The organism is Variovorax sp. GW531-E2, assembly GCF_059423125.1.
On record NZ_JBWKXQ010000016.1, the window covers coordinates 36,145 to 61,415 of the forward strand.

The 25,271-nt window shown below is 68.7% G+C and carries 29 protein-coding genes; 16 read left to right on the plus strand and 13 right to left on the minus strand.

Going from position 1 to position 25,271, the window contains the following annotated elements:
• Positions 1-29: 29 nt before the first annotated feature.
• Genes AC07XP_RS12280 through AC07XP_RS12290 form a run of 3 tightly spaced genes read left to right on the plus strand, consistent with a single transcriptional unit; the run spans position 30 to position 3,088 of the window.
• The gene (locus AC07XP_RS12280; protein WP_159271540.1) at positions 30-1,190 is read left to right on the plus strand and encodes an ATP phosphoribosyltransferase regulatory subunit; all 1,161 of its coding nucleotides are present in this window, start codon (positions 30-32) and stop codon (positions 1,188-1,190) included.
• A gap of 23 nt (positions 1,191-1,213) precedes the next feature.
• Entirely contained in the window at positions 1,214-2,545 is a 1,332-nt protein-coding gene (locus AC07XP_RS12285) for an adenylosuccinate synthase (protein ID WP_062480752.1), read from the plus strand.
• A gap of 18 nt (positions 2,546-2,563) precedes the next feature.
• Positions 2,564-3,088, plus strand: coding sequence for a phosphoribosyltransferase (locus tag AC07XP_RS12290; protein ID WP_062480750.1), 525 nt, complete (start codon positions 2,564-2,566; stop codon positions 3,086-3,088).
• A 31-nt stretch (positions 3,089-3,119) separates the two neighbouring features.
• Here AC07XP_RS12290 and AC07XP_RS12295 read toward each other — a convergent pair whose 3' ends face one another.
• The 3 genes from AC07XP_RS12295 to AC07XP_RS12305 form a co-directional block, all read right to left on the minus strand.
• On the minus strand, positions 3,120-3,584 hold the full coding sequence (locus AC07XP_RS12295; RefSeq protein ID WP_495264814.1) for a VOC family protein: 465 nt from the start codon (positions 3,582-3,584) through the stop codon (positions 3,120-3,122).
• Between the two features lie 75 nt (positions 3,585-3,659).
• Positions 3,660-4,541 (minus strand): helix-turn-helix domain-containing protein, encoded by an 882-nt coding sequence (locus AC07XP_RS12300; protein WP_495264815.1) that lies wholly within the window; start codon positions 4,539-4,541, stop codon positions 3,660-3,662.
• A 79-nt stretch (positions 4,542-4,620) separates the two neighbouring features.
• Positions 4,621-5,376, minus strand: a complete 756-nt coding sequence (locus AC07XP_RS12305) for a M48 family metallopeptidase (RefSeq protein WP_495264816.1) — start codon at positions 5,374-5,376, stop codon at positions 4,621-4,623.
• Between the two features lie 134 nt (positions 5,377-5,510).
• On the opposite strand from AC07XP_RS12305, the gene AC07XP_RS12310 reads away from it, so the two are divergent.
• The 3 genes from AC07XP_RS12310 to AC07XP_RS12320 all read left to right on the plus strand — a co-directional run bounded on the left by AC07XP_RS12310 (position 5,511) and on the right by AC07XP_RS12320 (position 7,950).
• On the plus strand, positions 5,511-6,704 hold the full coding sequence (locus AC07XP_RS12310; protein ID WP_095745643.1) for a PLP-dependent transferase: 1,194 nt from the start codon (positions 5,511-5,513) through the stop codon (positions 6,702-6,704).
• Positions 6,705-6,710: 6 nt separating this feature from the next.
• Positions 6,711-7,676: a hypothetical protein gene (locus tag AC07XP_RS12315; protein ID WP_495264817.1), complete on the plus strand. Its 966-nt coding sequence runs from the start codon at positions 6,711-6,713 to the stop codon at positions 7,674-7,676.
• A 70-nt stretch (positions 7,677-7,746) separates the two neighbouring features.
• The gene (locus tag AC07XP_RS12320; protein WP_062480739.1) at positions 7,747-7,950 is read left to right on the plus strand and encodes a hypothetical protein; all 204 of its coding nucleotides are present in this window, start codon (positions 7,747-7,749) and stop codon (positions 7,948-7,950) included.
• A 91-nt stretch (positions 7,951-8,041) separates the two neighbouring features.
• On the opposite strand, the gene AC07XP_RS12325 is transcribed toward AC07XP_RS12320, so the two are convergent.
• Positions 8,042-8,677, minus strand: coding sequence for an arylesterase (locus AC07XP_RS12325; protein WP_255221200.1), 636 nt, complete (start codon positions 8,675-8,677; stop codon positions 8,042-8,044).
• A 36-nt stretch (positions 8,678-8,713) separates the two neighbouring features.
• Here AC07XP_RS12325 and AC07XP_RS12330 point away from each other — a divergent pair, with 36 nt between their 5' ends.
• From AC07XP_RS12330 to rlmB, 4 genes are read left to right on the plus strand one after another with little or no spacing between them, the layout of a single operon-like run.
• Positions 8,714-9,436: an ABC transporter ATP-binding protein gene (locus AC07XP_RS12330; protein WP_062480734.1), complete on the plus strand. Its 723-nt coding sequence runs from the start codon at positions 8,714-8,716 to the stop codon at positions 9,434-9,436.
• Positions 9,437-9,495: 59 nt separating this feature from the next.
• Positions 9,496-10,017 carry a ribosomal protein L7/L12 gene (locus AC07XP_RS12335; RefSeq protein WP_495264818.1) on the plus strand — a complete coding sequence of 174 codons (522 nt, stop codon included), beginning with the start codon at positions 9,496-9,498 and terminating at the stop codon, positions 10,015-10,017.
• Between the two features lie 4 nt (positions 10,018-10,021).
• The gene (locus AC07XP_RS12340) at positions 10,022-11,011 is read left to right on the plus strand and encodes a hypothetical protein (protein ID WP_495264819.1); all 990 of its coding nucleotides are present in this window, start codon (positions 10,022-10,024) and stop codon (positions 11,009-11,011) included.
• A 33-nt stretch (positions 11,012-11,044) separates the two neighbouring features.
• Positions 11,045-11,791 (plus strand): 23S rRNA (guanosine(2251)-2'-O)-methyltransferase RlmB, encoded by a 747-nt coding sequence (gene rlmB / locus AC07XP_RS12345; RefSeq protein ID WP_070060993.1) that lies wholly within the window; start codon positions 11,045-11,047, stop codon positions 11,789-11,791.
• 15 nt (positions 11,792-11,806) lie between these two features.
• Here rlmB and AC07XP_RS12350 read toward each other — a convergent pair whose 3' ends face one another.
• From AC07XP_RS12350 to AC07XP_RS12360, 3 genes are all read right to left on the minus strand, one after another.
• A complete protein-coding gene (locus AC07XP_RS12350; protein ID WP_495264820.1) occupies positions 11,807-13,012 on the minus strand; it encodes an NAD(P)/FAD-dependent oxidoreductase in 1,206 nt (401 codons plus the stop codon).
• Between the two features lie 115 nt (positions 13,013-13,127).
• Positions 13,128-13,298 (minus strand): hypothetical protein, encoded by a 171-nt coding sequence (locus AC07XP_RS12355; protein WP_167395039.1) that lies wholly within the window; start codon positions 13,296-13,298, stop codon positions 13,128-13,130.
• A gap of 120 nt (positions 13,299-13,418) precedes the next feature.
• The gene (locus AC07XP_RS12360) at positions 13,419-14,018 is read right to left on the minus strand and encodes a helix-turn-helix domain-containing protein (RefSeq protein ID WP_495264821.1); all 600 of its coding nucleotides are present in this window, start codon (positions 14,016-14,018) and stop codon (positions 13,419-13,421) included.
• A gap of 42 nt (positions 14,019-14,060) precedes the next feature.
• Between AC07XP_RS12360 and AC07XP_RS12365 the strand changes: the two genes are divergently transcribed.
• Positions 14,061-14,582, plus strand: coding sequence for a GNAT family N-acetyltransferase (locus AC07XP_RS12365; RefSeq protein WP_495264822.1), 522 nt, complete (start codon positions 14,061-14,063; stop codon positions 14,580-14,582).
• 7 nt (positions 14,583-14,589) lie between these two features.
• Here the strand turns inward: AC07XP_RS12365 and AC07XP_RS12370 are convergent, their stop codons facing one another.
• Genes AC07XP_RS12370 through AC07XP_RS12380 form a run of 3 tightly spaced genes read right to left on the minus strand, consistent with a single transcriptional unit; the run spans position 14,590 to position 16,787 of the window.
• The gene (locus tag AC07XP_RS12370; RefSeq protein WP_495264823.1) at positions 14,590-15,555 is read right to left on the minus strand and encodes an aldo/keto reductase; all 966 of its coding nucleotides are present in this window, start codon (positions 15,553-15,555) and stop codon (positions 14,590-14,592) included.
• Positions 15,556-15,600: 45 nt separating this feature from the next.
• Positions 15,601-16,200, minus strand: a complete 600-nt coding sequence (locus tag AC07XP_RS12375; protein ID WP_070060988.1) for a chromate transporter — start codon at positions 16,198-16,200, stop codon at positions 15,601-15,603.
• Positions 16,197-16,787: a chromate transporter gene (locus tag AC07XP_RS12380; protein WP_070060987.1), complete on the minus strand. Its 591-nt coding sequence runs from the start codon at positions 16,785-16,787 to the stop codon at positions 16,197-16,199. The genes AC07XP_RS12375 and AC07XP_RS12380 overlap by 4 nt, the downstream gene beginning before the upstream one ends.
• Positions 16,788-16,833: 46 nt before the next feature.
• Between AC07XP_RS12380 and AC07XP_RS12385 the strand changes: the two genes are divergently transcribed.
• The gene (locus AC07XP_RS12385) at positions 16,834-17,763 is read left to right on the plus strand and encodes a YihY/virulence factor BrkB family protein (protein ID WP_487849479.1); all 930 of its coding nucleotides are present in this window, start codon (positions 16,834-16,836) and stop codon (positions 17,761-17,763) included.
• Here the strand turns inward: AC07XP_RS12385 and AC07XP_RS12390 are convergent.
• Positions 17,760-18,314: a DUF924 family protein gene (locus AC07XP_RS12390; RefSeq protein ID WP_495264824.1), complete on the minus strand. Its 555-nt coding sequence runs from the start codon at positions 18,312-18,314 to the stop codon at positions 17,760-17,762. The genes AC07XP_RS12385 and AC07XP_RS12390 overlap by 4 nt on opposite strands.
• A 105-nt stretch (positions 18,315-18,419) precedes the next feature.
• On the opposite strand from AC07XP_RS12390, the gene AC07XP_RS12395 reads away from it, so the two are divergent.
• From AC07XP_RS12395 to AC07XP_RS12405, 3 genes are all read left to right on the plus strand, one after another.
• Entirely contained in the window at positions 18,420-18,869 is a 450-nt protein-coding gene (locus AC07XP_RS12395) for a CHRD domain-containing protein (protein ID WP_070060984.1), read from the plus strand.
• A 73-nt stretch (positions 18,870-18,942) separates the two neighbouring features.
• Positions 18,943-20,184 carry a patatin-like phospholipase family protein gene (locus AC07XP_RS12400; protein WP_495264825.1) on the plus strand — a complete coding sequence of 414 codons (1,242 nt, stop codon included), beginning with the start codon at positions 18,943-18,945 and terminating at the stop codon, positions 20,182-20,184.
• 73 nt (positions 20,185-20,257) lie between these two features.
• Positions 20,258-21,040 (plus strand): 3-hydroxybutyrate dehydrogenase, encoded by a 783-nt coding sequence (locus AC07XP_RS12405; protein WP_307586858.1) that lies wholly within the window; start codon positions 20,258-20,260, stop codon positions 21,038-21,040.
• A gap of 3 nt (positions 21,041-21,043) precedes the next feature.
• Here AC07XP_RS12405 and AC07XP_RS12410 read toward each other — a convergent pair whose 3' ends face one another.
• On the minus strand, positions 21,044-21,985 hold the full coding sequence (locus tag AC07XP_RS12410) for a bifunctional helix-turn-helix transcriptional regulator/GNAT family N-acetyltransferase (protein ID WP_495264826.1): 942 nt from the start codon (positions 21,983-21,985) through the stop codon (positions 21,044-21,046).
• Between the two features lie 156 nt (positions 21,986-22,141).
• On the opposite strand from AC07XP_RS12410, the gene AC07XP_RS12415 reads away from it, so the two are divergent.
• The gene (locus tag AC07XP_RS12415; protein WP_495264827.1) at positions 22,142-24,529 is read left to right on the plus strand and encodes a YgiQ family radical SAM protein; all 2,388 of its coding nucleotides are present in this window, start codon (positions 22,142-22,144) and stop codon (positions 24,527-24,529) included.
• Between the two features lie 19 nt (positions 24,530-24,548).
• On the opposite strand, the gene AC07XP_RS12420 is transcribed toward AC07XP_RS12415, so the two are convergent.
• Positions 24,549-25,190, minus strand: coding sequence for a DUF1294 domain-containing protein (locus tag AC07XP_RS12420; protein WP_495264828.1), 642 nt, complete (start codon positions 25,188-25,190; stop codon positions 24,549-24,551).
• Positions 25,191-25,271 lie beyond the last annotated feature (81 nt).

Here is a 25,271-nt window from a genome sequence, read left to right on the forward strand (position 1 = left end):
ATCCCGGTTTAACCACGCCCCCGATCCCCATGTCCGCCTGGGTCCTCCCGGATCACATTGCCGATGTGCTGCCCTCCGAGGCGCGCCACATCGAAGAACTTCGACGCCAGCTGCTCGATACCGCCCGTGGCTATGGCTACGAGCTGGTGATGCCGCCGCTGCTCGAGCACCTGGAGTCGCTGCTTTCGGGCACCGGCGAGGCGCTCGACCTCCAAACCTTCAAGCTCGTCGACCAGCTCTCCGGTCGCAGCATGGGCCTGCGTGCCGACACCACCCCCCAGGTGGCGCGCATCGATGCCCACCTGCTGAACCGCGACGGCGTGGCGCGTTTGTGCTACTGCGGCCCGGTGGTCCATACCCGGCCCGACCGCCCGCACGCCACCCGTGAGCCGCTGCAGTTCGGCGCCGAGATCTACGGCCACGCCGGCCTCGAAGCCGACACCGAAACCCTGCTGCTGGCGCTCGACTGCCTCGACGCCGCCGGCCTGCGCGACGGCGTGATCGTCGACCTGGCCGACGCCCGCATCGTGCGTGCGCTGTTCGCCGGCGTGCCGGTCGATGCCGCCGCGATCGCCCGCGTGCACGCCGCGCTGGCCGCCAAGGACGCGAGCGAACTGCAGGCGCTCACCAAGGATTTCCCCGCTGCGTCACGCGACGGCCTGCGCGCCCTCGTGGGCCTGTACGGCGATGTGGCCGTGCTCGACGAGGCCGCCAAGGCCCTGAAGGGCACGCCTACCGTGGCCGCGGCGCTGGCCGACCTGAAGCAACTCGCCGCCGGCCTGAACGGCACGGCAGGGCGCCAGATCAGCTTCGACCTGGCCGACCTGCGCGGCTACGCCTACTACAGCGGCATGCGTTTCGGCATCTACGTGCCGGGCGCGGCCGACTCGCTGGTGCGCGGCGGCCGCTACGACGAGGTGGGCGCCGTGTTCGGCCGCAATCGTCCGGCCGTCGGCTTCAGCCTCGATGTGCGCGAGCTCGTCGGCGTGCTGCCGGCCCGTCCGTTGCGCGCCGCCATCCGTGCGCCCTGGAGCGATGCGGCCGGCCTGCGTCAGGCGATTGCCCAATTGCGCAAGGCCGGCGAAACGGTAGTCTGCGTGCTGCCCGGCCACGGCAGCGAAATCGATGAATTCCATTGCGACCGCGAGCTCGTCGAGCAGGCCGGCCAATGGAATGTCCGAGCGATCTGAATTTTTGAAGTAATGGAACGAGCATGAGCGTAACCACCGGAAGAAACGTGGTCGTCGTCGGTACCCAGTGGGGCGACGAAGGCAAGGGCAAGCTGGTTGACTGGCTGACGGAAAGCGCCCAGGGCGTGGTCCGCTTCCAGGGCGGCCACAACGCGGGCCACACGCTGGTCATCAACGGCGTGAAGACCGCGCTGCACCTGATCCCGAGCGGCATCATGCGCCCCGGCGTCAAGTGCTACATCGGCAACGGCGTGGTGCTGTCGGCCGCCAAGCTCTTCGAGGAAATCGAAGGCCTGGAGAAAGCCGGCGTCGAAGTGCGTTCGCGCCTGCGCATCAGCGAGGCCTGCCCGCTGATCCTGCCGTTCCACGCCGCGCTGGACATCGCGCGCGAGGCCTACCGTGAAAAGGGCGGCATCGAGAAGATCGGCACCACCGGCCGCGGCATCGGCCCGGCCTACGAAGACAAGATCGCCCGCCGCGCGCTGCGCGTGCAAGATTTGAAGCACCCCGAGCGCTTCGCGGCCAAGCTGCGCGTGCTGCTCGAGCTGCACAACCACGTGCTGACTCAGGTGCTGGGCGCGCCCGCCATCGACTACGACACCGTGTTCGACGAGGCCATGCGCCACGCCGCGCTGCTCAAGCCCATGATGGCCGACGTGTCGCGCGAGTTGAACGACGCCCACAAGGCCGGCGCCAACCTGCTGTTCGAGGGCGCGCAAGGCACGCTGCTCGACGTCGACCACGGCACCTACCCGTACGTCACCTCGAGCAACTGCGTGGCCGGCAATGCCGCCGCCGGTTCGGGCGTGGGCCCGGGCATGCTGCACTACGTGCTGGGCATCACCAAGGCCTACTGCACCCGCGTGGGCGGCGGTCCGTTCCCCACCGAGCTCGACTGGGCCACGCCGGGCACCCCCGGCTACCACATGAGCACCGTGGGCGCCGAAAAGGGCGTGACCACCGGCCGCAGCCGCCGTTGCGGCTGGTTCGACGCTGCGCTGCTCAAGCGCTCGGCGCAGGTCAACGGCCTGTCGGGCCTGTGCATCACCAAGCTGGACGTGCTCGACGGCCTCGAAAAGCTCGAGCTGTGCACCGGCTACGAACTCGACGGCGAAACCACCGACATCCTGCCGATGGGCGCGGACGAGATCGAGCGCTGCACGCCGATCTACGAAACGCTCGAAGGCTGGACCGAAAGCACCGTGGGCGTCACGCAGTACGACAAGCTGCCGGTCAATGCGCGGCTGTACCTGCAGCGCATCGAGCAGGTCACCGGCGTGCCGATCCACATGGTGTCCACGAGCCCTGATCGCGACCACACGATCATGATGCGCCACCCCTACCTCGCAGACTGAACAGGAACGAACCAGACCATGTTGACCGAAGACGGCAAACATCTCTACGTCAGCTACGACGAGTACCACAACCTGATCGAGAAGCTCGCGATCAAGGTGCACCAGTCGGGCTGGGAGTTCGACACCATCCTGTGTCTGGCGCGTGGCGGCATGCGCCCGGGCGATGTGCTCTCGCGCATCTTCGACAAGCCGCTGGCGATCATGTCGACCAGCTCCTACCGCGCCGACGCCGGCACGATCCAGGGGCATCTCGATATCGCCCGCTACATCACCACCCCCAAGGGCGAGATCGCCGGCAAGGTGCTGCTGGTGGACGACCTGGCCGATTCGGGCCACACGCTGCACGCCGTGATGGACATGCTGCGCAACAACTACCAGCCGATCACCGAGCTGCGCAGCGCGGTCATCTGGACCAAGGCGCTGTCGACCTTCACGCCCGACTACTCGGTCGAGTTCCTGGCCACCAACCCGTGGATCCACCAGCCCTTCGAGGGCTACGACTCGCTCGGCGCCGAGAAGCTGATCGAGAAGTGGTCGGTCTGACGACCGGTCCTGGCACCACCGGCCGGCGCGCTCAGCTGCAGCTGCCGCCGCCGGGGGTGTCGAACATCGCGGTGTAGCGCCGCTGCATTTCCTCCGGCGTCACCTTCTCGATGCTGTGCCCCACGTTCCACCGATGACCGAAGGGGTCGCGGAAGACGCCGGAGCGCTCCCCATAGAACTGATCCTGCGGTGCCATGTCCAGCGTGGCGCCGGCGGCGACCGCGCGCGCGACCAGCGCGTCGGCATCGTCCACATGCAGGTGCAGCGAGACCGCGCTGCCGCCGAGCGTCTTGGGCGAGCGGATGTTGAACTCGGCAAACTCGTCCGAGATCATCAGGATCGCGCCGTTGTGAAAGTCCAGTTCGACGTGCCCGATGCGGCCGCTGGGCTCGGTCAGGCGAAAGATTTCCTTCACCTCGAACACGTGGCAATAGAAGTCGACGGCGGCGGCGGCGTTGTCGACGCAGAGGTACGGAAACAGCTCGTGGATGGCCATGGCGGGACCTGCCTTTCTTTCTGGAATAGCGTGTTGAAACGGGGACCGTGGCGCCGATTCTGCGCAGCCCCGGCGCTAGCGTCTTGAAGGAATTTGACCTGCCGTACTGACAGCCGGCACATGACGCGGCGACGCTGCTCCCGTCTGCCGCCAGGCCTGCGGCGACAGGCCGGCCAGTGCCGAGAACTCGCGGCTCAGGTGCGCCTGGTCGCTGTAGCCCGCGGCGAGCGCGATGTCGGCCCAGGCGCGCGCGGGATCGTCGGCGGCCAGCGCCAGCACGCGATCGAAGCGCATCACGCGGGCGTACTCCTTGGGCGCGAGCCCGACCGCCGCGCGGAACAGCGCGATGAAGCGCCGGTGGCTGTAGCCGCTGCGCGCCACCAGCGTGGAGATCGATGCGGGCGTGTCGCGCGTCATCTGCCCCAGCGAGGCGGCCACGGCCGGGTGCAGGCCGCGCGGGCTGGTGCGGGGCAGGGTGGCAGCGGCCAGGCGTCGGGTCAGCAGGGCCTCGAACACGTCCAGCTGCCGGGCCGGGTCGTCGGACGATGCATGCAGCTGTTCGAGCGCCTCGGCGGTCTGGCCTTCGCCCCACAGCGCGTCGAGCGGCGTGTGGCGACCACCCAGAGCGTCTTCAGGTGCGCCGAGCAGTAGCCGGGCGGCACCGGGGTGCAATTGCGCGCCGACCGAGCGTGTGGCCACCGACACATCGCGCAGGTAGAACGCGGCGCGCGCACCGCCGACGATGGCATGGCCGACCGTGTGGCCGCGCAGGTCGCGTGTGTCGTCGAAGAGTCGCAGCGGCGGCCCCGAAAGCCGGAACACCAGGTGCATGCCGCCCGTGGGCAGCACGTGCTCGCGGGCGCCGGTGCGTGTGTCGGGTGTGCCCTCGGGCGCCGAGGCCCACAGCAGCCGCAGGAAGGGCCGCAAATGAGGGGACGGGGGCCGCGTCAGCTGCATGGCGCGACGGGCCCCGGCAAGGGCGGGCGGGTGAGCATCGGCGCATTGTGCGCCGAGGAGCCGCCCCGGCCCAGGCTGCTTACTTGCTCGTTGCGAGGCGCTTCTGGATGTTGGCCGCGCGGTCGCCGGAAGCGGGGTGCGAGCTGAGCATCGAGCTCCTGCCGCCGTCGAGCTTGGCCAGCTTCTGGAACGCGGTGACGAGGCCTTCGCGCTTGAGCTTCTGCGTGGTCAGCAGGTCGAAGGCGTAGTTGTCCGAGTCGGTTTCCTGCGACTGCGAGAACTGCGCATTGACCAGCTTCTCGGCGAAGTCGCCGATCTGCGAGGACGACAGCTGCGTGATCGCCGCATTGCCGGTGGCGCCGGCCAGGCCGCGCGCGGCCGACACGGCGTAGGCGGTCTGCATGGCCTTCTTGCTGTGGCCCAGGGCGACGTGGCCGATCTCGTGGCCGATGATGCCGCGCAGCTCGTCGTCGTTCATGAGGTCCATGAGGCCGCTGTAGACGCGGATGCAGCCGTTGCCCATGGCCCAGGCGTTCACGTCCTTCGTGAGGTAGACCTTGTAGCTGGCGGGCTGGCCGCCGATGGTGGTGGGCAGGCCCTGGCGTACGCGCTCCAGGCGCTTGCTGTAGGCATCGGCGGGGCCCGCGACCTTGGAGCTCTTGTCGAGCTCGGCGCAGGACTGATTGGCCAGGGCCTGCACGTCGCCGTCGGTGAGCGACATGGCCTTGAAGGCGCTGCCGCCGGCGCCCGCGAGCGCGTTGGAATCCAGGTTCTTCATGCCGCCGCAGGCGGACAGGGCCGCAGCGGCCGTGATGGTGATGAGCAGATGACGCATCGAGAAAATCCTCCCTTTATTTTCGGAGGGGCAACTCTATCCGCAATGCGCGTGCGATCCGGCCAAGGCCGTCGACATCGAACGGAGAATGTCACGGCCGTCGAGGGTTCCTCGCGGGGCGCTAGCATCGGCACATGAGCAAGCCTTCCACGACCCTGATCCACCATCCCTACACGCCGCCGGCCACCTTCGCTGCGCCGCAGCCCGGCGTGTTCAAGGCCTCGACCGTGTTCTTCGCCGACGTCGCCGCCATGCGCGCGCGCGACTGGAAGACCAAGGCCGGCTACACCTACGGCCTGCACGGCACGCCCACCACCTTCACGCTCGAGGAGCGCCTGGCCACGCTCGAAGGCGGCACCGAATGCCTGCTGGTGCCCAGCGGGCTGGCCGCGATCTCTCTGGTCTCGTTCGCGTTCCTCAAGACCGGCGACGAGGTGCTGATTCCCGACAACGCCTACGGCCCCACCAAGGCGCTGGCCACCGGCGAGCTCGCCAACTTCGGCATCACGCACCGCCTGTACGACGCCATGAATCCGTCCGACCTGGAAGCCAAGCTCTCGCACCGCACGCGGCTGGTGTGGCTCGAAGCGGCCGGCTCGGTGACGATGGAATTCCCCAACCTGCCGGCGCTGGCCGAGGTCTGCCGCGAGCGCGGCGTGATGACCGCGCTGGACAACACCTGGGGCGCGGGCCTGGCCTTCGCGCCCTTCGATTTCAATGGCACGGGGCAGGGCGTCGACGTGTCGGTGCACGCGCTCACCAAGTACCCCAGCGGCGGTGGCGACGTGCTCATGGGCAGCGTCGTCACGCGCGACGAGCGCCTGCACCGCGCGCTCAAGCTCACCCACATGCGCACCGGCTTCGGCATCGGCGTGGGCGACGTCGAAACCCTGCTGCGTTCGCTGCCGAGCATGGCGCTGCGCTACGGCGCACACGACCGCGCCGCGCGCGAACTGGCCGGCTGGCTCAACGGCTGCGAAGAGATTGCGCAGGTGCTGCACCCCGCGCTCGAGGATTCGCCGGGCCACGCCAACTGGCGCGCGCTGTGCGGTGCCACCGACCTGGCCGCGGGCCTGTTCTCGGTGGTGTTCGACGAACGCTTCAGCACCGAGCAGGTCGATCGCTTCTGCGACAGCCTGAAGCTCTTCCGCCTCGGCTATTCGTGGGGCGGCCCGATCAGCCTCGTCGTGCCCTACGACATCGGCCTGATGCGCGACGCCAGCGTGGCCCGCTGGCCCTACAAGGGCACGCTGGTGCGTTTCTCGGTCGGCCTGGAGGACGTGGACGACCTGCGTGCCGACCTGCAGCAGGCGCTGCTGCAGATGTAGGCGCTGTTGCGCGCAGTGGGCAGGAAACACCGCAAGGGCCAGCGCGTCGCGCCGCCGGCTGCGCGCGATGCGGCGGCGCCCGCGTCACGGGCCGTCGCGTCGCGGGTGCTGGACGTGCCCGTGCAGGTGCTGGAGGCGCTCGCGCAATCCGGCCCGCTGGAAGGCGTGCCCGACCTGCGCGGCACGCGGCTCCTCATCGGCGGCTTGGTGGCGTTTTTCGCGTTGATGGCGGCAGGGCTCGTCGCCGCCGTGATGCTCGAGGAAGACTGGTCCAACGCGCGCGGCAACGAAGCGATCCTACTGCTGCTCGGACTGTTGCTCTTCGGGGCGCTGGGCGGCGGCATCTGGTACTTGCTGCGCCAGTTTCCGCGCGTGGGCGAGGGGATGCTGCGGATCGATTCGAACGGCATGTGCTGGGGCGATCCGGCATCGCCGCAGGTGGTGCATTGGCGCGAGGTGTGCCGTGCGCGCGCGGGTTTCCATGACGTGAAGACCGAGTTCGTATCGAGCGAAGCCATCGTCAAGCGGCTGGTGTTCCAGCAGGTGGCACAGGGTGGCGAACCCAGGGAGATCCGGCTGCCCCTGGCGCTGACCGTCGACACCGGCCGTGTCCTTCGCTTTCGCAACCGGGCCGCGCTGCTGCGTGCGTTGCTGCTGCACCTGGCCACGCAGCCGAGCCCACGCCTGCGCTTCGACGCCGAGGTGTTCATCGACGCCGGCATCGACCCGCAGACCTGGGCGCCCATGCCCGCCCCGAGGCGCTGGATGTGGCTGTCATCGCTCGCCGGGCTGTTGCCGGTGCTGGCCGTGATCGTTCTGTGGCCGATGGGCGAACATATGGGATGGATGGTGGCCGCGACGGTCCTGGCCCTGGTGGCCGGCGCAGGGGCCATGGGCTGGTTCATGCACCAGCGTTACCCGGGTTTGCAAGGTGTGTTCGAGTTCGAAACGGCCGCCGGCGCCGCGTCTTGAGACTGCACCGTTATCGCTTACAGTAGGCTGAAGCGCAGTCACCCTGACTGCCTCGCCTGAAGGAGAAGCAGTGGCAACACCCAATTACGGCTACGAGAAGCGCCAGAAAGAGCTGGCCAAGAAGAAAAAGAAGGAAGAAAAGCTCCGGGAGAAGGCGAACCGCAAGCTCAATCCGAGCAGCGACGGGCTGGCCCCCGGAGACCCGGAGACCGACGTGGCATCGCTCGAACGCGATCCCCCCACGGCACCCGAGTTGCCGACCAAGAACGGATGACCCCTCGTTCCTGGTCCCCCTGAAAACAGAAAAGCCGCTGCAGGCGCAGGCCTGCGGCGGCTTTTTCTTTGGGGCGCGCAAGGAGAAGAAATTATTTGGGCAGCAGCTTGCGCAGCTCCGGCCAGACGTTGTCCAGGATCTGCGGCTGCGCCGCGGCGGTCGGGTGGATGCGGTCGGACTGGAACAGCGTCATGGCGTCGGGCGCATCGGCCACGCCCTTGAGCAGGAAGGGCACCAGCGCCGACTTCGTCGCGCCTGCCACCTTCGCGAACACGGCCTCGAAGCGCCGCGTGTAGTCGCCGCCGTAGTTCGGCGGCACCTGGATGCCGACGATCAGCACCCGCGCGCCTGCGGCCTGCGCGGCCTTGGTGATCTGCAGCAGGTTGTCTTCGGTGTTCGACAGCGGCAGGCCGCGCAGGGCGTCGTTGGCGCCCAGCTCCAGCACCACGTGGCTGGGCTTGTGCTGCGCCAGCAGGGCGGGGAAGCGGGCGCGACCGCCGGAGCTGGTGTCGCCGCTGATGCTGGCGTTGACCACCGAGGCTGCGATCTTCTGCTGCGCAAGCCTTTTTTCCAGCAAGGGTACCCAGCCTTCGCCGCGCTTGAGGCCGTACTCTGCGCTCAGCGAATCACCGAGCACGAGGATCACCGGCTTGCCGGCCGATGCCGTCTGTGCCTGGGCCGCAGCACCCGTCCATGCCCCCGCGCTGCCGAGCGCGGCGGTGGTCAAGATAAAGTCACGTCGATTCAAAACGAAAAGCCTTTCATGTCCCAACCCCCGTCTGATGCCATTGTCGCCGTCGAGCATGTCTTCAAGTCCGTCACCGACTCGGCCGGCACGCTGGACATTCTGCAGGACATCCATTTCACCCTGGGCGCGCGGGAAACCGCCGCCATCGTCGGCGCCTCGGGCTCCGGCAAGAGCACCTTGCTGTCGATCATTGCCGGGCTGGACACGCCCACGCGCGGCACCGTGAAGCTGGCGGGCGACGACATCTTCGCCATCGACGAGGACGAGCGCGCCGCGCTGCGCGCCCAGCGCGTGGGCTTCGTGTTCCAGAGCTTCCAGCTGCTGGGCAACCTGAGCGCGCTCGAGAACGTCATGCTGCCGCTGGAGCTGGCCAACCGCAAGGACGCGCGCAAGGCCGCCACCGAGATGCTGGGCCGCGTCGGGCTGGGCCAGCGCCTGGGCCACTACCCCAAGGTGCTGTCGGGCGGCGAGCAGCAGCGCGTGGCACTGGCGCGGGCCTTCGTGGTGCAGCCGGCCCTGCTGCTGGCCGACGAGCCCACCGGCAGCCTCGACTTCGCCACCGGCGAGCAGGTCATGAAGCTCATGTTCGACCTGAACCGCGAGCTGGGAACCACGCTGGTGCTGGTCACGCACGACCGCAGCATCGCCTCGCAGTGCGAACGGCGCATCACCATCGAAGCCGGGCGCGTGGCGCTCAACGAAAAAACACCCGAATCGACCGTCGCTCAGGCCGCCTGAGCCAGCAAGAAAGACAGCGCCCGGCTCCCGCGGCGCTCCCCGAACACAGAGGAGAGTTCATGACCCAGCTTCCCCCCGAGGCCATCGCCGCCCTGGAGCGCGGCAACCTGATCGAGGCCATCAAGATCGTGCGCGAGCGCACCGGCATGGACCTCAAGTCGTCCAAGGAGGCCGTCGAGCGCTATGCCAATAGCGGCGCGGTCGCCGCAGGCGCGCCCGCGGACTGGCAGGAGGGCGACTGGGGCCGGGGCGACGCTGCGGCCGAGACCGGCAGCGGCATGCAGGGCAACGGCCCCGCCGCGGTGCCGGCCGCCGCACTCGCAGCCTTGGCGCGCGGCCAGAAGGTCGAGGCCGTGCGCCTCACGCGCGAGGCCACGGGCCTGGGCCTGGCCGAGGCCAAGCAATTGGTCGAGGCGCACCAGAACCCCGCCGCCGGCGACTTCGGGCACCTGCCGTCGAGCGCTGCGGTGAACCCGATGGCCGAACCGGGCCGGGTGACCGGCGGTGGCTTCAAGTGGCTGCCGGTGATCGTCGTGCTGCTGATCGCGGCGGCGGCGTGGTCGTATTTCAAGGGCGCCTGAGGCCGTGATCGTTCCCCAGTTCTGGGCAGAAGGCCGCATCCAGGAGCGGGTGGCCGGCCGGCAGGTCACGGTGCGCCGTTTCGGCTGGTCCGACGACAGCCCGCTCGCCGCGCAGGCCCATGCCGACCAGCGCACGCGCGAGGCCTATGACCGCATCGTGGTCGACGGCGAAAAGCTGGAGCGCCGCGAACGCAAGCTGGCCTACAACGGCGCCAATGGCGTGCCGATCCGCGAGGAGATCGTCGAACGCCAGGGCGACAGCGTCGTCACCCGCAACGGCTACGGCGCGCGCTGCCTCAACACGCCCGACGTGCTGTTCGTCGACGTCGACTTCGAGGTCCAGGATTTGCGCGACAGCACGCGCGGATTGACGGTGATCGGCATGGCGTTCATTGGGGCGCTGGTTGCGGGTTACGGCACGCGTTCGGCGATGGCGGGCGTGGCTGCCTTCATGCTTGTGGCAGCCTTTGGCTTCTGGCGCGCCCGTTACGAGGGGCTGCGCCTCACCGAGGACAAGAGCGATCCGCTGGAGGGCGCACGGGCGCGTGTCGAGCGCTTCATCCACCAGCATCCCGACTGGCACCTGCGGCTGTACCGCACGCCGGCCGGGCTGCGCGTGCTGGCCATGCACGATGTCTTCGCACCGTTCGACGCCGCCGTGACCGACGTGTTCCAGACGCTGGGGGCCGACAAGGTCTACGCGCGCATGTGCCGCAACCAGAACTGCTTTCGCGCCCGCCTGAGCGCCAAGCCCTGGCGCGTGGGCATCGCCGAACACCTGCGCCCGCGCCCGGGCGTCTGGCCCGTGTCGCCCGACCGGCTGCCCGCGCGCGACGCCTGGGTGGCGCGCTACGAAAAGGCGGCCGAGGGGTACGCCGCCTGCCAGTACCTGGGCAGCGTGGGCAACACGCTGAAGGTGCACATGAACGCCCTGGTGGTGCAGGAACTGCACGACGACCGCACCCGCGCGAACAGCGGTTTGCCGCTGGCCTGAGGCCGAGGGCGCCGCGCCCTCGATAATCAGGGGATGTCTTCTCCCAAAGTGATCTTCGGCTTCCATGCCGTGGGCGTGCGCATCAAGACCGCGCCGAAATCGGTGCTCGAAGTGATGTTCGACGCCAGCCGGCGCGATGCGCGCATGAAACAGTTCATTGCGCGTGCGCAAGAAGCCGGCGTGCGGCTGGTCGAGGCCGACGGCCTGCGGCTGTCCAAGCTCAGCGGCAGCCATGGCCACCAGGGCGTGGTCGCGCGGGTCGAGCCCGTGGCCCAGGTCCGCTCGCTCGACGAGCTGCTCGAGGGCCTCGAGGAGGCCGGCACCGTGCCGCTGCTGCTGGTGCTCGACGGCGTGACCGATCCGCACAACCTCGGCGCCTGCCTGCGCGTGGCCGACGGCGCCGGCGCCCATGCGGTGATCGCGCCCAAGGACCATGCGGCCGGCATCAACGCCACCGTCGCCAAGGTGGCGAGCGGCGCGGCCGAGACGGTGCCGTACTTCATGGTGACCAACCTCGCGCGCACGCTCAACGAGCTCAAGGAACGCAGCATCTGGTGCGTGGGCACCAGCGACGACGCACCGGGCACGATCTACCAGAGCGACTTCAAGCGTCCGCTGGCGCTGGTGCTGGGCGCCGAGGGCGAGGGCATGCGCCAGCTCACGCGCAAGACCTGCGACGAGCTGGTGAGCATTCCCATGGCCGGCGCGGTCGAGAGCCTGAACGTGTCGGTGGCCAGCGGCGTGTGCCTCTACGAGGCGATGCGCCAGCGCGGCGGTTGACCTCAGGCTAGCGGGCTAGCGGGCCATGGGCCCGCTGCCCTTGCGGTGGAAGTACACCAGTTCCGCCGCACGCCGCATCGGCGCCGTGCCGAGCAGGCGGTTGAACATCCAGTCGCTCTGGAAGTGGTCGAAGGCCCAGCGCAGCGTGCGCTTCATCAGAAAGCGTGGGTAGCCGCGCACGAACCACGTTGCGGGGTCGTCCGCCTCGCCGCGCACGAAGCGCGCCACGGCCTCGCCGGCGCGCTCGCCGTGCTGCAGCGCCGTGTGGATGCCGCCGGCCGTCACGGGCGACACCATGCCCGCCGCATCGCCCACCAGCAGCGCCCGTTCGCGGGCCACCACCGGCAGCACGCCGCCGCAGGGGATCATCCCGGCGCGCACGGCGACCGGCGGCGCCTCGCCGGGCGACACCACGGAGGCGATCTTGCGCAAGAGCGGATCGAGCCGCAGCGCGCCCGTGTCGTGGCGGCCCATGCGGCGTGCCAGGCCGATCTGGCTCACGCCGACACCGTCGAGGGCCCAGCCGATGTAGCCCGGCGCGAGCCGGCGGTCGATGAAGCAATGCAGCAGGTCGGGCGCCATGCGCGCGCCCTGGTACTCGTGCTCCACGCCGTAGAGAAAGCGCGTGTTGCGCGACAGGCCCAGCGCCTTGGCGACGCGCGAATGCGGACCGTCGGCGCCCACGAGGTAGGTCGCGCGGATGCACGGGCCTTGCGCCACCGGCACCTCCCAGCGCCCGTTCGCCCACAGCGCCTGCTCGAACAGCGTGCCCAGGCGCACCTCGACGCCGCAGGCCCGGGTGGACTCCACCATCCAGTCGAGCAGCGCGGGCGCGTCGGTAGCCCAGAACCAGTAGCCGGGCGCGTGCAGGTCGACGTGGTGCATGTCGGGTGCGTACAGCCGCACGCCTTCGATGCGGCGCACCAGCGCGGGCGGCACTTCGGCCAGCCACGGCACGCTGTCGACCGCGTCCTTGACGATGATCCCGGTGGTGTGCAGCTTGGCGCCGGCGGCGGCCTTCTTCTCGAGCACCATCACGCGCAGGCCGGCCTTGGCGGCGGCGCGGGCGCAGGCCAGCCCGGCAAAGCTCGCGCCGATGACGAGCAGGTCGACCTGGGTGCAGGCCGTACCCGGGTCGCTCACGAAGGCCGGCGCGGGGCAGGGCGCGACCGACGAGGAAGGTGCGTGGGGAGAAAAGAGACAGGAAGAAGAGGCGTGCATGGGAGGCTGACTTGCAAAGCGCACCACGGGGTGTGGTGCGCCTGCGAAGTTAGCGACGCCATGTGCGCCGGGCGTGAAGCCTGTGTGAACTGATCTGTGAAGCGATCAGGCTCGTTCAGGACGGGTCTTTGCTGCGCGTGCGGGCCACGGCGCTGAAGACGCCGATGCCCAGCAGGATCAGCGCACCGATGCCGATGTAGAGCGTGGGCACGCCGGCCACCGAGGCGCCCCAGGCGACCCCGGCCAGGAAGATCAGAAAGCCGATCATGTAAAGCGCAAAGGACATCGTGCGGCTCCGGTAGCTGAGATGCCTTGCAGTATCCCGACACACCCCGTGGCCCGGACCGGCCTGAGTCGTCTCTGCGTGTGGGAGCTTGCCTACCGCATCGGTCAGGCAATCGTTCAATCAATCGGGAACGGCGACCAGCAGGTAGCGGCAGGCGGTGGGCCCCAGCGCCTTGAAGACCAGCGGCCGGTCGACGCCGAAGTCGAGGCAGTCGCCCGGGGCGAGCTCGAAGCGCTCGTCGCCGTAGTCGACCTGCAGTGCGCCTTCGAGCATCCACAGGCTCTGCCGGTACGGCGTGCCGCTCCATCGCGGATAGCCGACCTGCGCGGCGCGCGGCAGTTCGACCTCGACCAGCTCCACGCCGCTGCCCGCGCTGCGCTCGGCGACCTGGCGGCGCAGGTAGCCGGCTTCGGGGTCGCGCCAGACCTCCTGCGCGGCCCGTTTGCGCAGCCGTTGCGGCTGGGCCTTGTCCTCGGTGAGAAGCTGCGCCAGCGAGACCCCGAGGCCGGCGGCCAGCTTGCCCAGCAGCACGGCAGTGGGGCTGCTCTGCGCGCGCTCGACCTTGGAGATCATCGCCTTGCTCACGCCCGACAACCCGGCCAGGTCCGCGAGGCTGAGCCCCTGCGCCTGGCGCAGCGCCAGCAGCCGGGTGGCGATGAGCGCATCGATGTGGCCATCGGCCGGCGCCGGCGAGGGGGTGGAAGGTGAAGTGTTTCCCATATGAGATTATTATTCTCTTATATTGAACGACAGAGAAACACCATGCGTCTCATCGCCTGCACCGAAGAAGCCCATTCAGGCGCCATCCTCGCGATCCTGAACGAGGCCATCGTCAACTCCACCGCGCTGTACGACTACAAGCCGCGCACGCCCGAGAACATGGTGACGTGGTTCGCCGCCAAGCGCGCCGGCGGCTTTCCCGTGGTCGGTGCGGTCGACGACAACGGCAAGCTGCTGGGCTTCGCAAGCTACGGCACCTTCCGCGCCTTTCCGGCCTACAAGTACACGGTCGAGCACTCGGTGTACGTCGATGCCGCGCACCGCGGCGAGGGCCTGGGTCGCACGCTGATGGAGGCGATCGTGGCCGAGGCGATCGCGCGCGAGGTGCATGTGATGGTCGGCGCCATCGACGCGTCGAACGCCGGCAGCATCGCGCTGCACGAGCGCCTGGGCTTCACGCATGCAGGCACCGTGCGGCAGGCCGGCTTCAAGTTCGGCCGCTGGCTCGACGTGGCGTTCTACCAGCGCATCCTGGCGACGCCGCTGAACCCGGTCGACGGCTAGCGGGGGCTCAGGCCGGCGTCTCGGCGCTGGCCCGGTCGAGCATGTCGATGGTGCCCGCGTCCAGCTTGAGCTGCGTGGCCACCACGAGTTCTTCGAGCTGCGCCAGCGAGGTGGCGCTGGCGATCGGCGCCGTCACGCCGGGCCGTGCGATCTGCCACGCAATGGCGACCTGGCCGGGCTTGGCGTTGTACTGCTGGGCCACCTTGTCGAGCGCATCGAGGATGCGCAGGCCGCGCGGGTTCAGGTACTTCTTGGTGGTGTTGGCACCGCGTGCGCTCTTGGCCGCATCGGCCTCGGTGCGGTACTTGCCGGTGAGAAAGCCCGCCGCCAGCGCGTAGAAGTTGATCACGCCCACTTCGCGCTTGAGGCACAGCGGCTCCAGGGCGTCTTCGAACACCGCGCGGTCGTACAGGTTGTACAGCGGCTGCAGGCTCTCGTAGCGCGCGATGCCCAGGCGCTCCGACACATCGAGCGCCTCGGCCAGCCGCGGCGCCGTGTAGTTCGAGGCGCCGATGGCGCGCACCTTGCCCTCCTTGATGAGCGCGTCGAAGGTGCCCAGCGTGTCTTCGAGCGGCGTGTTGGCATCGTCGTCGTGCGACTGGTACAGGTCGATGTAGTCGGTCTGCAGGCGCTTGAGCGACGCCTCGACGGCCTCGCGGATGTACTTGGGCGACAGGCCCAACTTGCCTTCGCCCATCGGCTTGCCGACCTTGGTGGCGAGCACCAAGCGGTTGCGCTTGCCGCTGTGCTTGAGCCACTTGCCGATGATCGTTTCCGACTCGCCGCCCACATGGCCCGGCACCCAGGCCGAGTAGACGTCAGCGGTGTCGACGAAGTTGAAGCCGGCGTCGAGCCAGGCGTCGAGCAGCTTGAACGAGGCCGCCTCGTCGACGGTCCAGCCGAACACGTTGCCACCGAAGGCGAGGGGAGACACCCGAAGGCTGGAACGGCCGAGCGGACGAAGTTGCGACATGGCAGAGGGCTCCTGAAAGAAAAAGTATGCAGAAAGGGAAAAGGCTCAAACGAAGCCTACCGCGCCCAGCGCCGCGCCGCAGCCCAGCAGCCACAGCAGGTGGATGCGCGTGCGCCAGACCACCAGCGCGGCCACGCCGCTGAGCAGCCACAGGTGCCAGGCCGGCACGCCGCTCGACTGGTTGCCGCCGGCCAGCACCCAGCCGGTGGCGATGAGCAGCCCGACCACCACCGGCGCCATGCCCTGCTTGAAGGCGCGCACCTCGCGGCGCGTGCGGTTGCGGTGGCCCCAGCGCGTGGCGACGTAGGTGAGGGTGGTGCTCGGCAGCATGATGCCGACCATGGTGACCATCAGGCCGAAGAAGCCTAGCAGCCAGGCCATGGGCCCGGCGCCGATGCCGCCGCCCGCGTTGAGTCCGACGTTCCAGCCCATCAGCGCGACGAACAGCACGTTGGGCCCCGGCGCGGCCTGGGCGATGGCGACCGAGGAGGTGAACTGCGCCTCGGTGAGCCAGCCGTGCTGCGCCACGAGGTAGCGGTGCATGTCGGGCACCGTGGTGATCGCGCCGCTGATCGACAGCAGCGACAGCAGCAGGTACTGGCCGAAGAGGGCCAGCCAGTCGTGCCATTGCATCGCGATGGTCATGGGGAAATCTTCTTCCAGGTCCACACGCAGGCCACGCCGCCCACCGCGAGCAGCACCCACCCCAGCGGAATCTTCAACAGCGCGATGGCCGCGAACACCAGCGCCACGAACGCCAGGCAGGTCGCAAAGCCCAGCGGATGCTTGCGCAGCTGCGGGATCAGCTTGATGCCCGTGGCCGCGATGAGCCCGCCCGACACCGCGCCCATGCCGCGCAGCGCGGCCGCCACCTGCGGGTTGGCGGCGTAGTGCGCGTAGAGCACGGCCAGCGCGAGGATCACGAACAGCGGCACGGTGAGCATGCCCGCCACCGCGGCCACGGCGCCGCGCAGGCCGAAGTAGCGGTCGCCGATCATCAGCGCGAGGTTGATCACGTTCGGCCCCGGCATCACCTGGGCCACGGCCCAGTCCTCGAGGAACTGGTCGGGCGTGAGCCATTTCTTCTTCTCGACCATCTCGCGCTGGACGATGGCGAGGACGCCGCCGAAGCCCTGCAGCGCGAGCCAGGTGAACGAAACAAAAAGGTCGCGTGGCGACGCGGGCTGCGGGTGGTCGGGCGGCGATGCCGCGGCGGGGGCGGACGGATGCATGTGGAACGATTATCGTAGGCGCACTGCTTCACCGGGACCCGACGCCATGCTCATTCGACTTCGCGCACTCTTCGATCTCTGCCGGCGCGCTTTCGCTTCCTGGTCCAACGACTACGCCCCGAGCATGGGCGCGGCGCTGGCCTACTACACGGTGTTCTCGATCGCGCCGCTGCTGCTGATCGTGATCGCGGTGGCCGGCCTGGTGTTCGGGCAGGAGGCCGCGCGCGGCGAAATTTTTGCGCAGCTCTCGGGCCTGATGGGCGAGCAGGGCGCGGCGGCGGTGCAGGGCATGTTGCAGGCGGTCAACAAGCCGACCGAGGGCATCGTGGCCACGGTGGTCGGCATCGCGCTACTGATCGTGGGCGCGACCACCGTCTTCGGCGAGCTGCAGGACGCGCTCGACCGCATCTGGCGCGCCCCCGCGCGCACCCGCAACAAGGGCGTCTTCAACATGCTGCGCGTGCGACTGCTGTCGTTCAGCATGATCATGGGCATCGGCTTCCTGCTGATGGTGTCGCTGGTGGCGAGCGCGGCGCTGGCCGCGCTGGGCAAGTGGTGGTCGCCGATGTTCGGTGCCTGGGCCACGCTGGCGCAGGTGGTGAACTTCGTCTTCAGCTTCGCGATGGTCACGGTGATCTTCGCGATGATCTACAAGATCATGCCGCGCGCCAAGGTGCAGTGGCGCGACGTGTGGGTGGGCGCGGCGGTGACGGCGCTGCTGTTCACGGTGGGCAAGCACCTCATCGGCCTGTACATCGGCAAGAGCAGCGTGGCCTCGGGCTACGGCGCGGCCGGCTCGCTGGTGGTGGTGCTGGTGTGGGTGTACTACTCGGCGCAGATCTTCCTGCTGGGCGCCGAGTTCACCTGGGTCTATGCGCGCACCTACGGCTCGATGAAGGACGCCATCGGCGAGCCGGCGGGGCAGGCGTCGCCGACGCGCGACGTGCCGTTGCCCGCGCACGTCGACACGGCCTAACCGGCGAAGCCGCCTTCGTCGAGAAACTTCTGCTCCTCTGGCGTGGAGGTGCGCCCGAGCATCCGGTTGCGGTGCGGAAAGCGCCCGAAGCGCGCCACGATGTCGCGGTGCAGCACGGCAAAGTGCTGCGTGCTGGCGTCCTGCGTGGCGTTGAGTTCGACCGAGCGTTCCTGCTCGGCCAGCACCTCCGAGTGCATGAAGGGCAGGTAGAAAAAGCGCTGCATCAGCGCCTCGGCCTGCCGGTCGAAGCCGGCCTCGACGGCGCGGCGCGCCACGGCCAGCGCGAGGCCGTCGGTGGCGAGCATGTGCGGGTTCTGGCGCCAGGCGTTGCGCGGGAACTGGTCTAGCAGCACCAGCAAGGCCAACGCGCCTTCGGCGGTGTCGGCCCAGTGGTCGAGCCGGCCACTGGCCGCGGCCTGGTGGGCGGCGGCCAGCCGGTCGATGCAGGCGGCATCGAAGGCATCGCTTTTCGCGAACCAGCGCTCGGGTCCGGCATCGCGCCAGAAGGCGACCACGTCGTGTGCGGAAGGGAGTTTGTCGTCGGAAATCATCGTTGCATTCTCTTGCACAGGCGTGCGAAGAAGGGGTGCTGGCCGACAAGGCCGCAGGCGTCGTCTGCCTATGCTGAATGCTTTCATCCACAGGAGACCCCGACCATGAACAACACTCGCACACTCTGGCGCAGCACCCTCGTCGCGGGCCTGGCCGCCGTCGCACTGGCCGGCTGCGGAATGATGTCGAAGTCGAACGTCGCGAGCTTCAGCGGCGCGATGAACGCGGCCAGCCAGGTGCCGCCCAACATGACGCGCGGCAGCGGAATGGCCGAGGCCTGGCTCAACCGCGACACCAACGTGCTCAAGTACAAGATCACCTACGAAGGCCTGAGCGGCCCGGCCACGGCGGCCCACTTCCACGGGCCCGCCGCCGCGGGCGCGAATGCCGGCGTGGTGCTGCCCTTCGCGAGTCCGGCCAGCCCGATCGAGGGCCAGGCCACGCTCACGCCGGCGCAGGCGGCCGATCTCGTGGCCGGCAAGTGGTACGCCAACATCCACACGGCCGCCAACCCGGGCGGCGAGATCCGCGGGCAGATGCTGCCGAAGATGTGAGATTCGTCCGGGCCGAAGCCGCGAAAAGGCCCCTGGTCAGGTGGCTGTCGCGGGGCTGGTGTCCAATGACCGCATGACGACGACACCCAAGAAAAAGCCTCGCGCCGCCACCGCTGCTTCCTCTTCTTCATCCTCAGCTTCTCACGCCGCACCACCCCATCCGTTCATCGCCCGCCGCGAAGGCATGCGCACCGCCCGCAAGGCGCTGGTGCTGCAGGGCGGCGGTGCGCTCGGCGCCTACCAGGCGGGTGTGTACGCCGCGCTCAGCGAGACCGACCTGCAGCCGCACTGGATCGCGGGCGTGTCGATCGGCGCCATCAACGCCGCGCTCATCGCCGGCAACGCGCCCGCGCAGCGGGTCGACCGGCTGCGCGAGTTCTGGCACCTGGTGTCTTCGGGGCCGGCGCAGCGCCTGCCGTCGTGGCTGGGCGATCGCGCCACGCAGAACCAGTGGAGCGCCACCATGGCCTCGCTGGTCGGCATTCCGGGTTTCTTCGAGCCGCGCTACTCGCCGGCCCTGCTGCTGGGCGGTGCTGCGCCGCTCCTGAGCTACTACGACACCTCGCCGCTGAAGGCCACGCTGGAGCGGCTCATCGACTTCGACCGCATCAACGCCTGCGAGGCGCGCTTCAGCGTCGGTGCCGTCAACGTGCGCACCGGCAACTCGGTGTACTTCGACAACTCGCGACAGCGCATCGGCCCCGAGCACATCATGGCCAGCGGCGCGCTGCCGCCGGGCTTTGCGCCGGTGCACATCGACGGCGACGACTACTGGGACGGCGGCATTGTCTCGAACACGCCGCTGCAGTACGTGCTCGACACGCACCCGCGTTCCGAGGCACTGGTGGTGCTGCAGGTCGACCTGTTCAACGCGCGCGGCGAGATGCCGCACACGCTGTCGGGCGTGATGGAGCGCCAGAAGGACATCACCTATTCGAGCCGCACGCGCCTGAACACCGACGCGCTGGCGGCCAACATGAACCTGCAGCAGGCCATTGCCGACCTGATCGCCAAGCTGCCGCCCGGCCTGCGCAACGACCCGAGCGTGGTCGAGGTGCAGGCGCAGCTCACGCACGAGCCGATCGACATCTTTCACCTGATCTACCGCGACAAGACGTACGAGCTCGAGTCGAAGGACTACGAGTTCTCGCGTGCCGCGGTCGAGGAGCATTGGGAATCGGGCGTGCGCGACATGGGCAAGACGCTCGCGCACCCCGAGACGCTGCGCGCCGACGCCACGGTGAACGGCGTGACCACCTTCGACCTCGGCGAGCCGGGCACCGGGCGCATCAAGCGGCCGGGGCTGTCGCGCTGAGGGAAGACAGCCGGGCGCGTGCCCGGTTCTTGCTCGCTTTTTTCCTATCCACCACTTCCAAGGACGCTTCACCATGCAACTCAAGGACAAGGTCGCCTACATCACCGGCTCGGCCAGCGGCATCGGCAAGGAAATCGCCATCCTGTTCGCGCAGGAAGGCGCCAAGATCATCATTGCCGACCTCAACAAGGAAGCGGCCGACGCCACCGCCGCCGAGCTGAAGGCCACGGGCGCGCAGGCCATCGGCGTGGGCGTCGACGTGACGAACGAAGACCAGGTCAACGCCTCGGTGGAAGAGGGCGCGAAGGCCTTCGGCGGCATCGACATCCTCATCAGCAACGCCGGCATCCAGATCGTGCATCCGGTCGACGAGTTCAGCTTTGCCGACTGGAAGAAGATGCTCGCCATTCACCTGGACGGTGCGTTCCTCACCACCAAGGCCTGCCTGAAGCACATGTACGCGCAAGGCCGCGGCGGCAGCGTGATCTACATGGGCTCGGTGCACTCCAAGGAAGCGTCGCTGCTGAAGGCGCCGTACGTCACGGCCAAGCACGGCCTCATCGGGCTGGCCAAGACGGTCGCCAAGGAAGGTGCCAAGCATGGCGTGCGCGCCAACGTGATCTGCCCGGGCTTCGTGCGCACGCCACTGGTCGAGAAGCAGATTCCCGAACAGGCGAAGACGCTGGGCATCACCGAGGAGCAGGTCATCAAGAACGTGATGCTCAAGGAAACGGTGGATGGCGAGTTCACCACCACGGACGATGTGGCGCGCGTGGCGCTGCTGTTCGCGGCTTTCCCGACGAATGCGTTGACCGGCCAGTCACTGGTGGTGAGCCACGGCTGGTACATGCAGTAAGCGCTACAGCTTCAGCTCCCACGTCTCGCCCACCTGCGGCTGGCCGTAGCCCTCGTGCGGCTCCGAGTGCGTGAGCTGGAAGCCGCGCTTGGCGTAGATGCTGCGCGCGGCCGTGAGGCAGCTGTTGGTCCACAGCGTCATCTTCTTGTAGCCCTTGCGGCGCGCGAAGGCGATGCACTCGTCCACGAGGCGTCCGCCCAGGCCCAGCCCGCGCGCGGCCGGCGTGAGGATCAGCATGCGCAGCTGCGCCACGGTGGCCGACTTGCGCACCACGAAGATCGCGCCGACGCGCTCGCCGTTGAGCTCGGCGATCCAGCAACGCTCCCATTCGGGCTGGAACTTGAGCAGGAACTCGCCCGCGATGCCCGCCACGAGCGCTTCGAAGCGGTGGTCCCAGCCGTATTCGCGCGCGTACAGCTCGCCGTGCTGCTGCACCACCCAGCCGATGTCGCCCGGCGCCGGGTCGCGCAGCACGGCGGCCTGGGGCCGGGCCGGCGATGCGGCCGGTTCGAGCAGCGACTGCACCGTGTCCATGGCCTGCACCAGCTGGTTTTGTTGCGCAGGCGGCAGCGCGGCGAGCAGGGCGGCGGCCTCGTCGCGCGATTTCTGTTGCAGCGGCGCAAACGCGGCATGGCCGGACTCGGTCAGGCGCAGCACGCTCTGGCGGGCGTCGCGCGGGTGCGGCTCGCGCGTGAGCCAGCCGTGGGTTTCGAAGCGGCGCAGGATGCGGCTGAGGTAGCCGGCGTCGAAGCCCAGGTCGCGCCCGATCTCGCTGGCGACGGGGGTTTCGCGGTGCGCCAGCTCGTAGAGCACGCGCACGTCGGTCAGCGACAGGTCGCTGCCCAGGTAGGGGTCGAGGGCGCCGATGCGGCGCGTGTAGAAGCGGTTGAACCGGCGGATGGCCTTGACGGCGGACGGGTCGACGGAGGGTGTTGGCGTGGGCATGGTTGCCATTGTCATTCGAATTGATTGACTTTGGCAATTAAATAAGGGCCCTCTCATTCCGGGGCAAGGGATCTTCAGGGCGACAGAAATGCTGGAAAACCCTAAAATCGAGGGTTGCCCACACAGGCGGCGCCCCGGCGCTGTCCGCTCCCACCGATGAACGCCCCCGTCGACGTCTCCTTTTTTGCGCGTGCCGCCAAGCCGCTGACCAGCTACCGCAAGTACTGGGCGGCCCGTTTCGGCACGGCCAAGTTCCTGCCGACCTCGCGCAAGGAGATGGACGCGCTCGGCTGGGACAGCTGCGACATCATCGTGGTCACGGGCGACGCCTACGTCGACCACCCCAGCTTCGGCATGTCGGTCATCGGCCGCATGCTCGAGGCGCAGGGCTTTCGCGTGGGCATCATCGCGCAGCCCGATTGGCAAAGCGCCGAGCCCTTCAAGGTGCTCGGCAAACCGAACCTGTTCTTCGGCGTCACGGCCGGCAACATGGATTCGATGATCAACCGCTACACGGCGGACCGGAAGATCCGCAGCGACGACGCCTACACCCCCGGCGACGTCGGCGGCTCGCGCCCCGACCGCGCGGCCATCGTGTATTCGCAGCGCTGCAAGGAAGCCTGGAACGACGTGCCGATCATCCTGGGCGGCATCGAAGGCTCGCTGCGCCGCATCGCGCACTACGACTACTGGTCGGACAAGGTGCGCCGCTCCATCGTCGTCGACGCCAAGTGCGACCTGCTGCTGTACGGCAACGCCGAGCGCGCCATCGTCGAGATCGCGCACCGCCTGGCCGCCAAGGAGCCGGTGCAGCAGATCACCGACGTGCGCGGCACCGCCTATGTGCGCCGCGAAACGCCCGAGGCCTGGTTCGAGATCAACTCCACCAGCGTCGACGAACCCGGTCGCGTCGAGGCGCACGTCAACCCCTACCTGATGGTGTCCGACCAGGCCAAGGCCAACGGCGCCACCTGCGCGAAGGAAGACGAGGCGCAAGCCGTCGCCAAGGCCGCCGAAGCCGCGGGCTCCGCCGCCGGTTCGGTCGTCAACCCCGCCATCAAGCCGCTGAACTTCGTGCCCAACCCGGCACTGCTAGGCCGCGGCAAGATCGCCGTGCCGCCGCGCGACCGCTCGGTGATCCGCCTGCCTTCGTACGAGCAGGTACGCAGCGACCCGGTGCTCTACGCCCACGCCAACCGCGTGCTGCACCTCGAAACCAACCCCGGCAACGCCCGCGCACTCGTGCAGGCGCACGGCGAGGGCGCCACGGCGCGCGACGTGTGGATCAACCCGCCGCCCATTCCGCTCACCACGGCCGAGATGGACCATGTGTTCGACCTGCCGTACGCGCGCAGCCCGCATCCGCGTTACGCCGACGAGAACGGCAGCCACGACGGCGCGACCAAGATCCCCGCGTGGGAAATGATCCGCTTCAGCGTGAACATCATGCGCGGCTGCTTCGGCGGCTGCACCTTCTGCTCGATCACCGAGCACGAGGGCCGCATCATCCAGAGCCGTTCGGAAGACTCGATCATCAAGGAGGTCGAGGCCATCCGCGATTCGGTCAGCGGCTTCACCGGCACCATCTCCGACCTGGGCGGCCCCACGGCCAACATGTACCGCCTGGGCTGCAAGAGCCCCGCGATCGAGGCGGCGTGCCGCAAGCCCAGCTGCGTGTACCCGGGCATCTGCCCGAACCTGGGCACCAACCACGACCCGCTCATCAAGATCTACCGCCGCGCGCGGGCGCTCAAGGGCATCAAGAAGATCCTCATCGGTTCCGGCCTGCGCTACGACCTGGCCGTCCAGTCGCCCGAGTACGTGAAGGAGCTGGTGCAGCACCACGTCGGCGGCTACCTGAAGATCGCGCCCGAGCACACCGAGCAGGGCCCGCTCACCAAGATGATGAAGCCCGGCATCGGCAGCTACGACAAGTTCAAGCAGATGTTCGAGAAGTACTCGGCCGAGGCGGGCAAGAAGCAGTACCTCATCCCGTACTTCATCGCCGCGCACCCGGGCACGAGTGACGAGGACATGATGAACCTCGCGATCTGGCTCAAGAAGAACGGCTTCCGCGCCGACCAGGTGCAAACGTTCTACCCGAGCCCGATGGCCACGGCGACGACGATGTACCACACCAACAAGAACCCGCTGCGCAAGATCACGCGCGAGAGCGAGACGGTGGACATCGTGCGCGGCGACAAGCGCCGCCGCCTGCACAAGGCCTTCCTGCGCTACCACGACGCCAACAACTGGCCGCTGCTGCGCGAGGCGCTGAAGAGCATGGGCCGCGCCGACCTCATCGGCAACGGCAAGCACCACCTGATCCCGACGTGGCAGCCGCTGACCGATGGCGGCTACACGAGCGCGCGACGCAAGAACTCGACCTCCGCGCCGGTGGCCGCCAAGGCCGCGGCGCCGGTCAGGCTGGCGCCGGTGAAGCCCTCCAAGGGCCGCATCCTCACGCAGCACACGGGCCTGCCGCCGCGCGACAACGGCAGCGGTAGCAAGCCGCTCAACAAGCCTTCACGCAAGGTGCGTTGAGGCCTGGTCGAAGACGCGGTCAGCCGACGGCCGCGTGCTTCGACAGCCAGAACACCCACGCCCCCAGCGCCGCGCAATGCAGCGCGACCGTGATGTAGAACCTCCACAGGAAACTCGCCTTGCTCGACTTGTGCCGCAGCAGCTGCTGCGCGCACCAAGCGCCCGGCCAGCCGCCCGCGAGCGCGAGCAGGTGCAGCGTGCTTTCCTGCGTGCGCCAGCGCCCGGCCTGCGCCGCGCTCTTGTCGAAGGCATAGATCCCGAAGGTGAGCAGGCTCAGCCCCGCGACGACCACCAGCGCGAGCAGCGGCAGGCGACCGAGCCAGACGGCGGCGCCCATGCCCAGCGCGTAGACCCCGATCAGCCACGCGCCCCACGGCGTGCCAGCTGTGCTGCGATCCGAAGACCGGCGCGGCTGCGGGCGTGATGCTGCCCGGGATGCGGCACCCGCCGAGGACGCAGCCGCCTCCACGGCCATCGCCCGCGGCCCCTTGCCGCCCACATGGATCTCTTCGAAGCGCACCGCCATGCCGACCTGCGGCTTCAGCTGACGGTCGCGAAAGTCGCGCAGGTGCACGAAGACGTCGGCCGACACCTCCGGGCTGCGGATGAAACCGAAGCCGCGCTCGGCCTCCCAGCGAACGAGTCGACCTTGGCGCTTCATGGCATGCAGTGAGAAAGGGCAGGGCACATGCCGGTGATTCTCTCTTGTGGGCACGCGGCGCCGCTCCTATCATCGACCGCT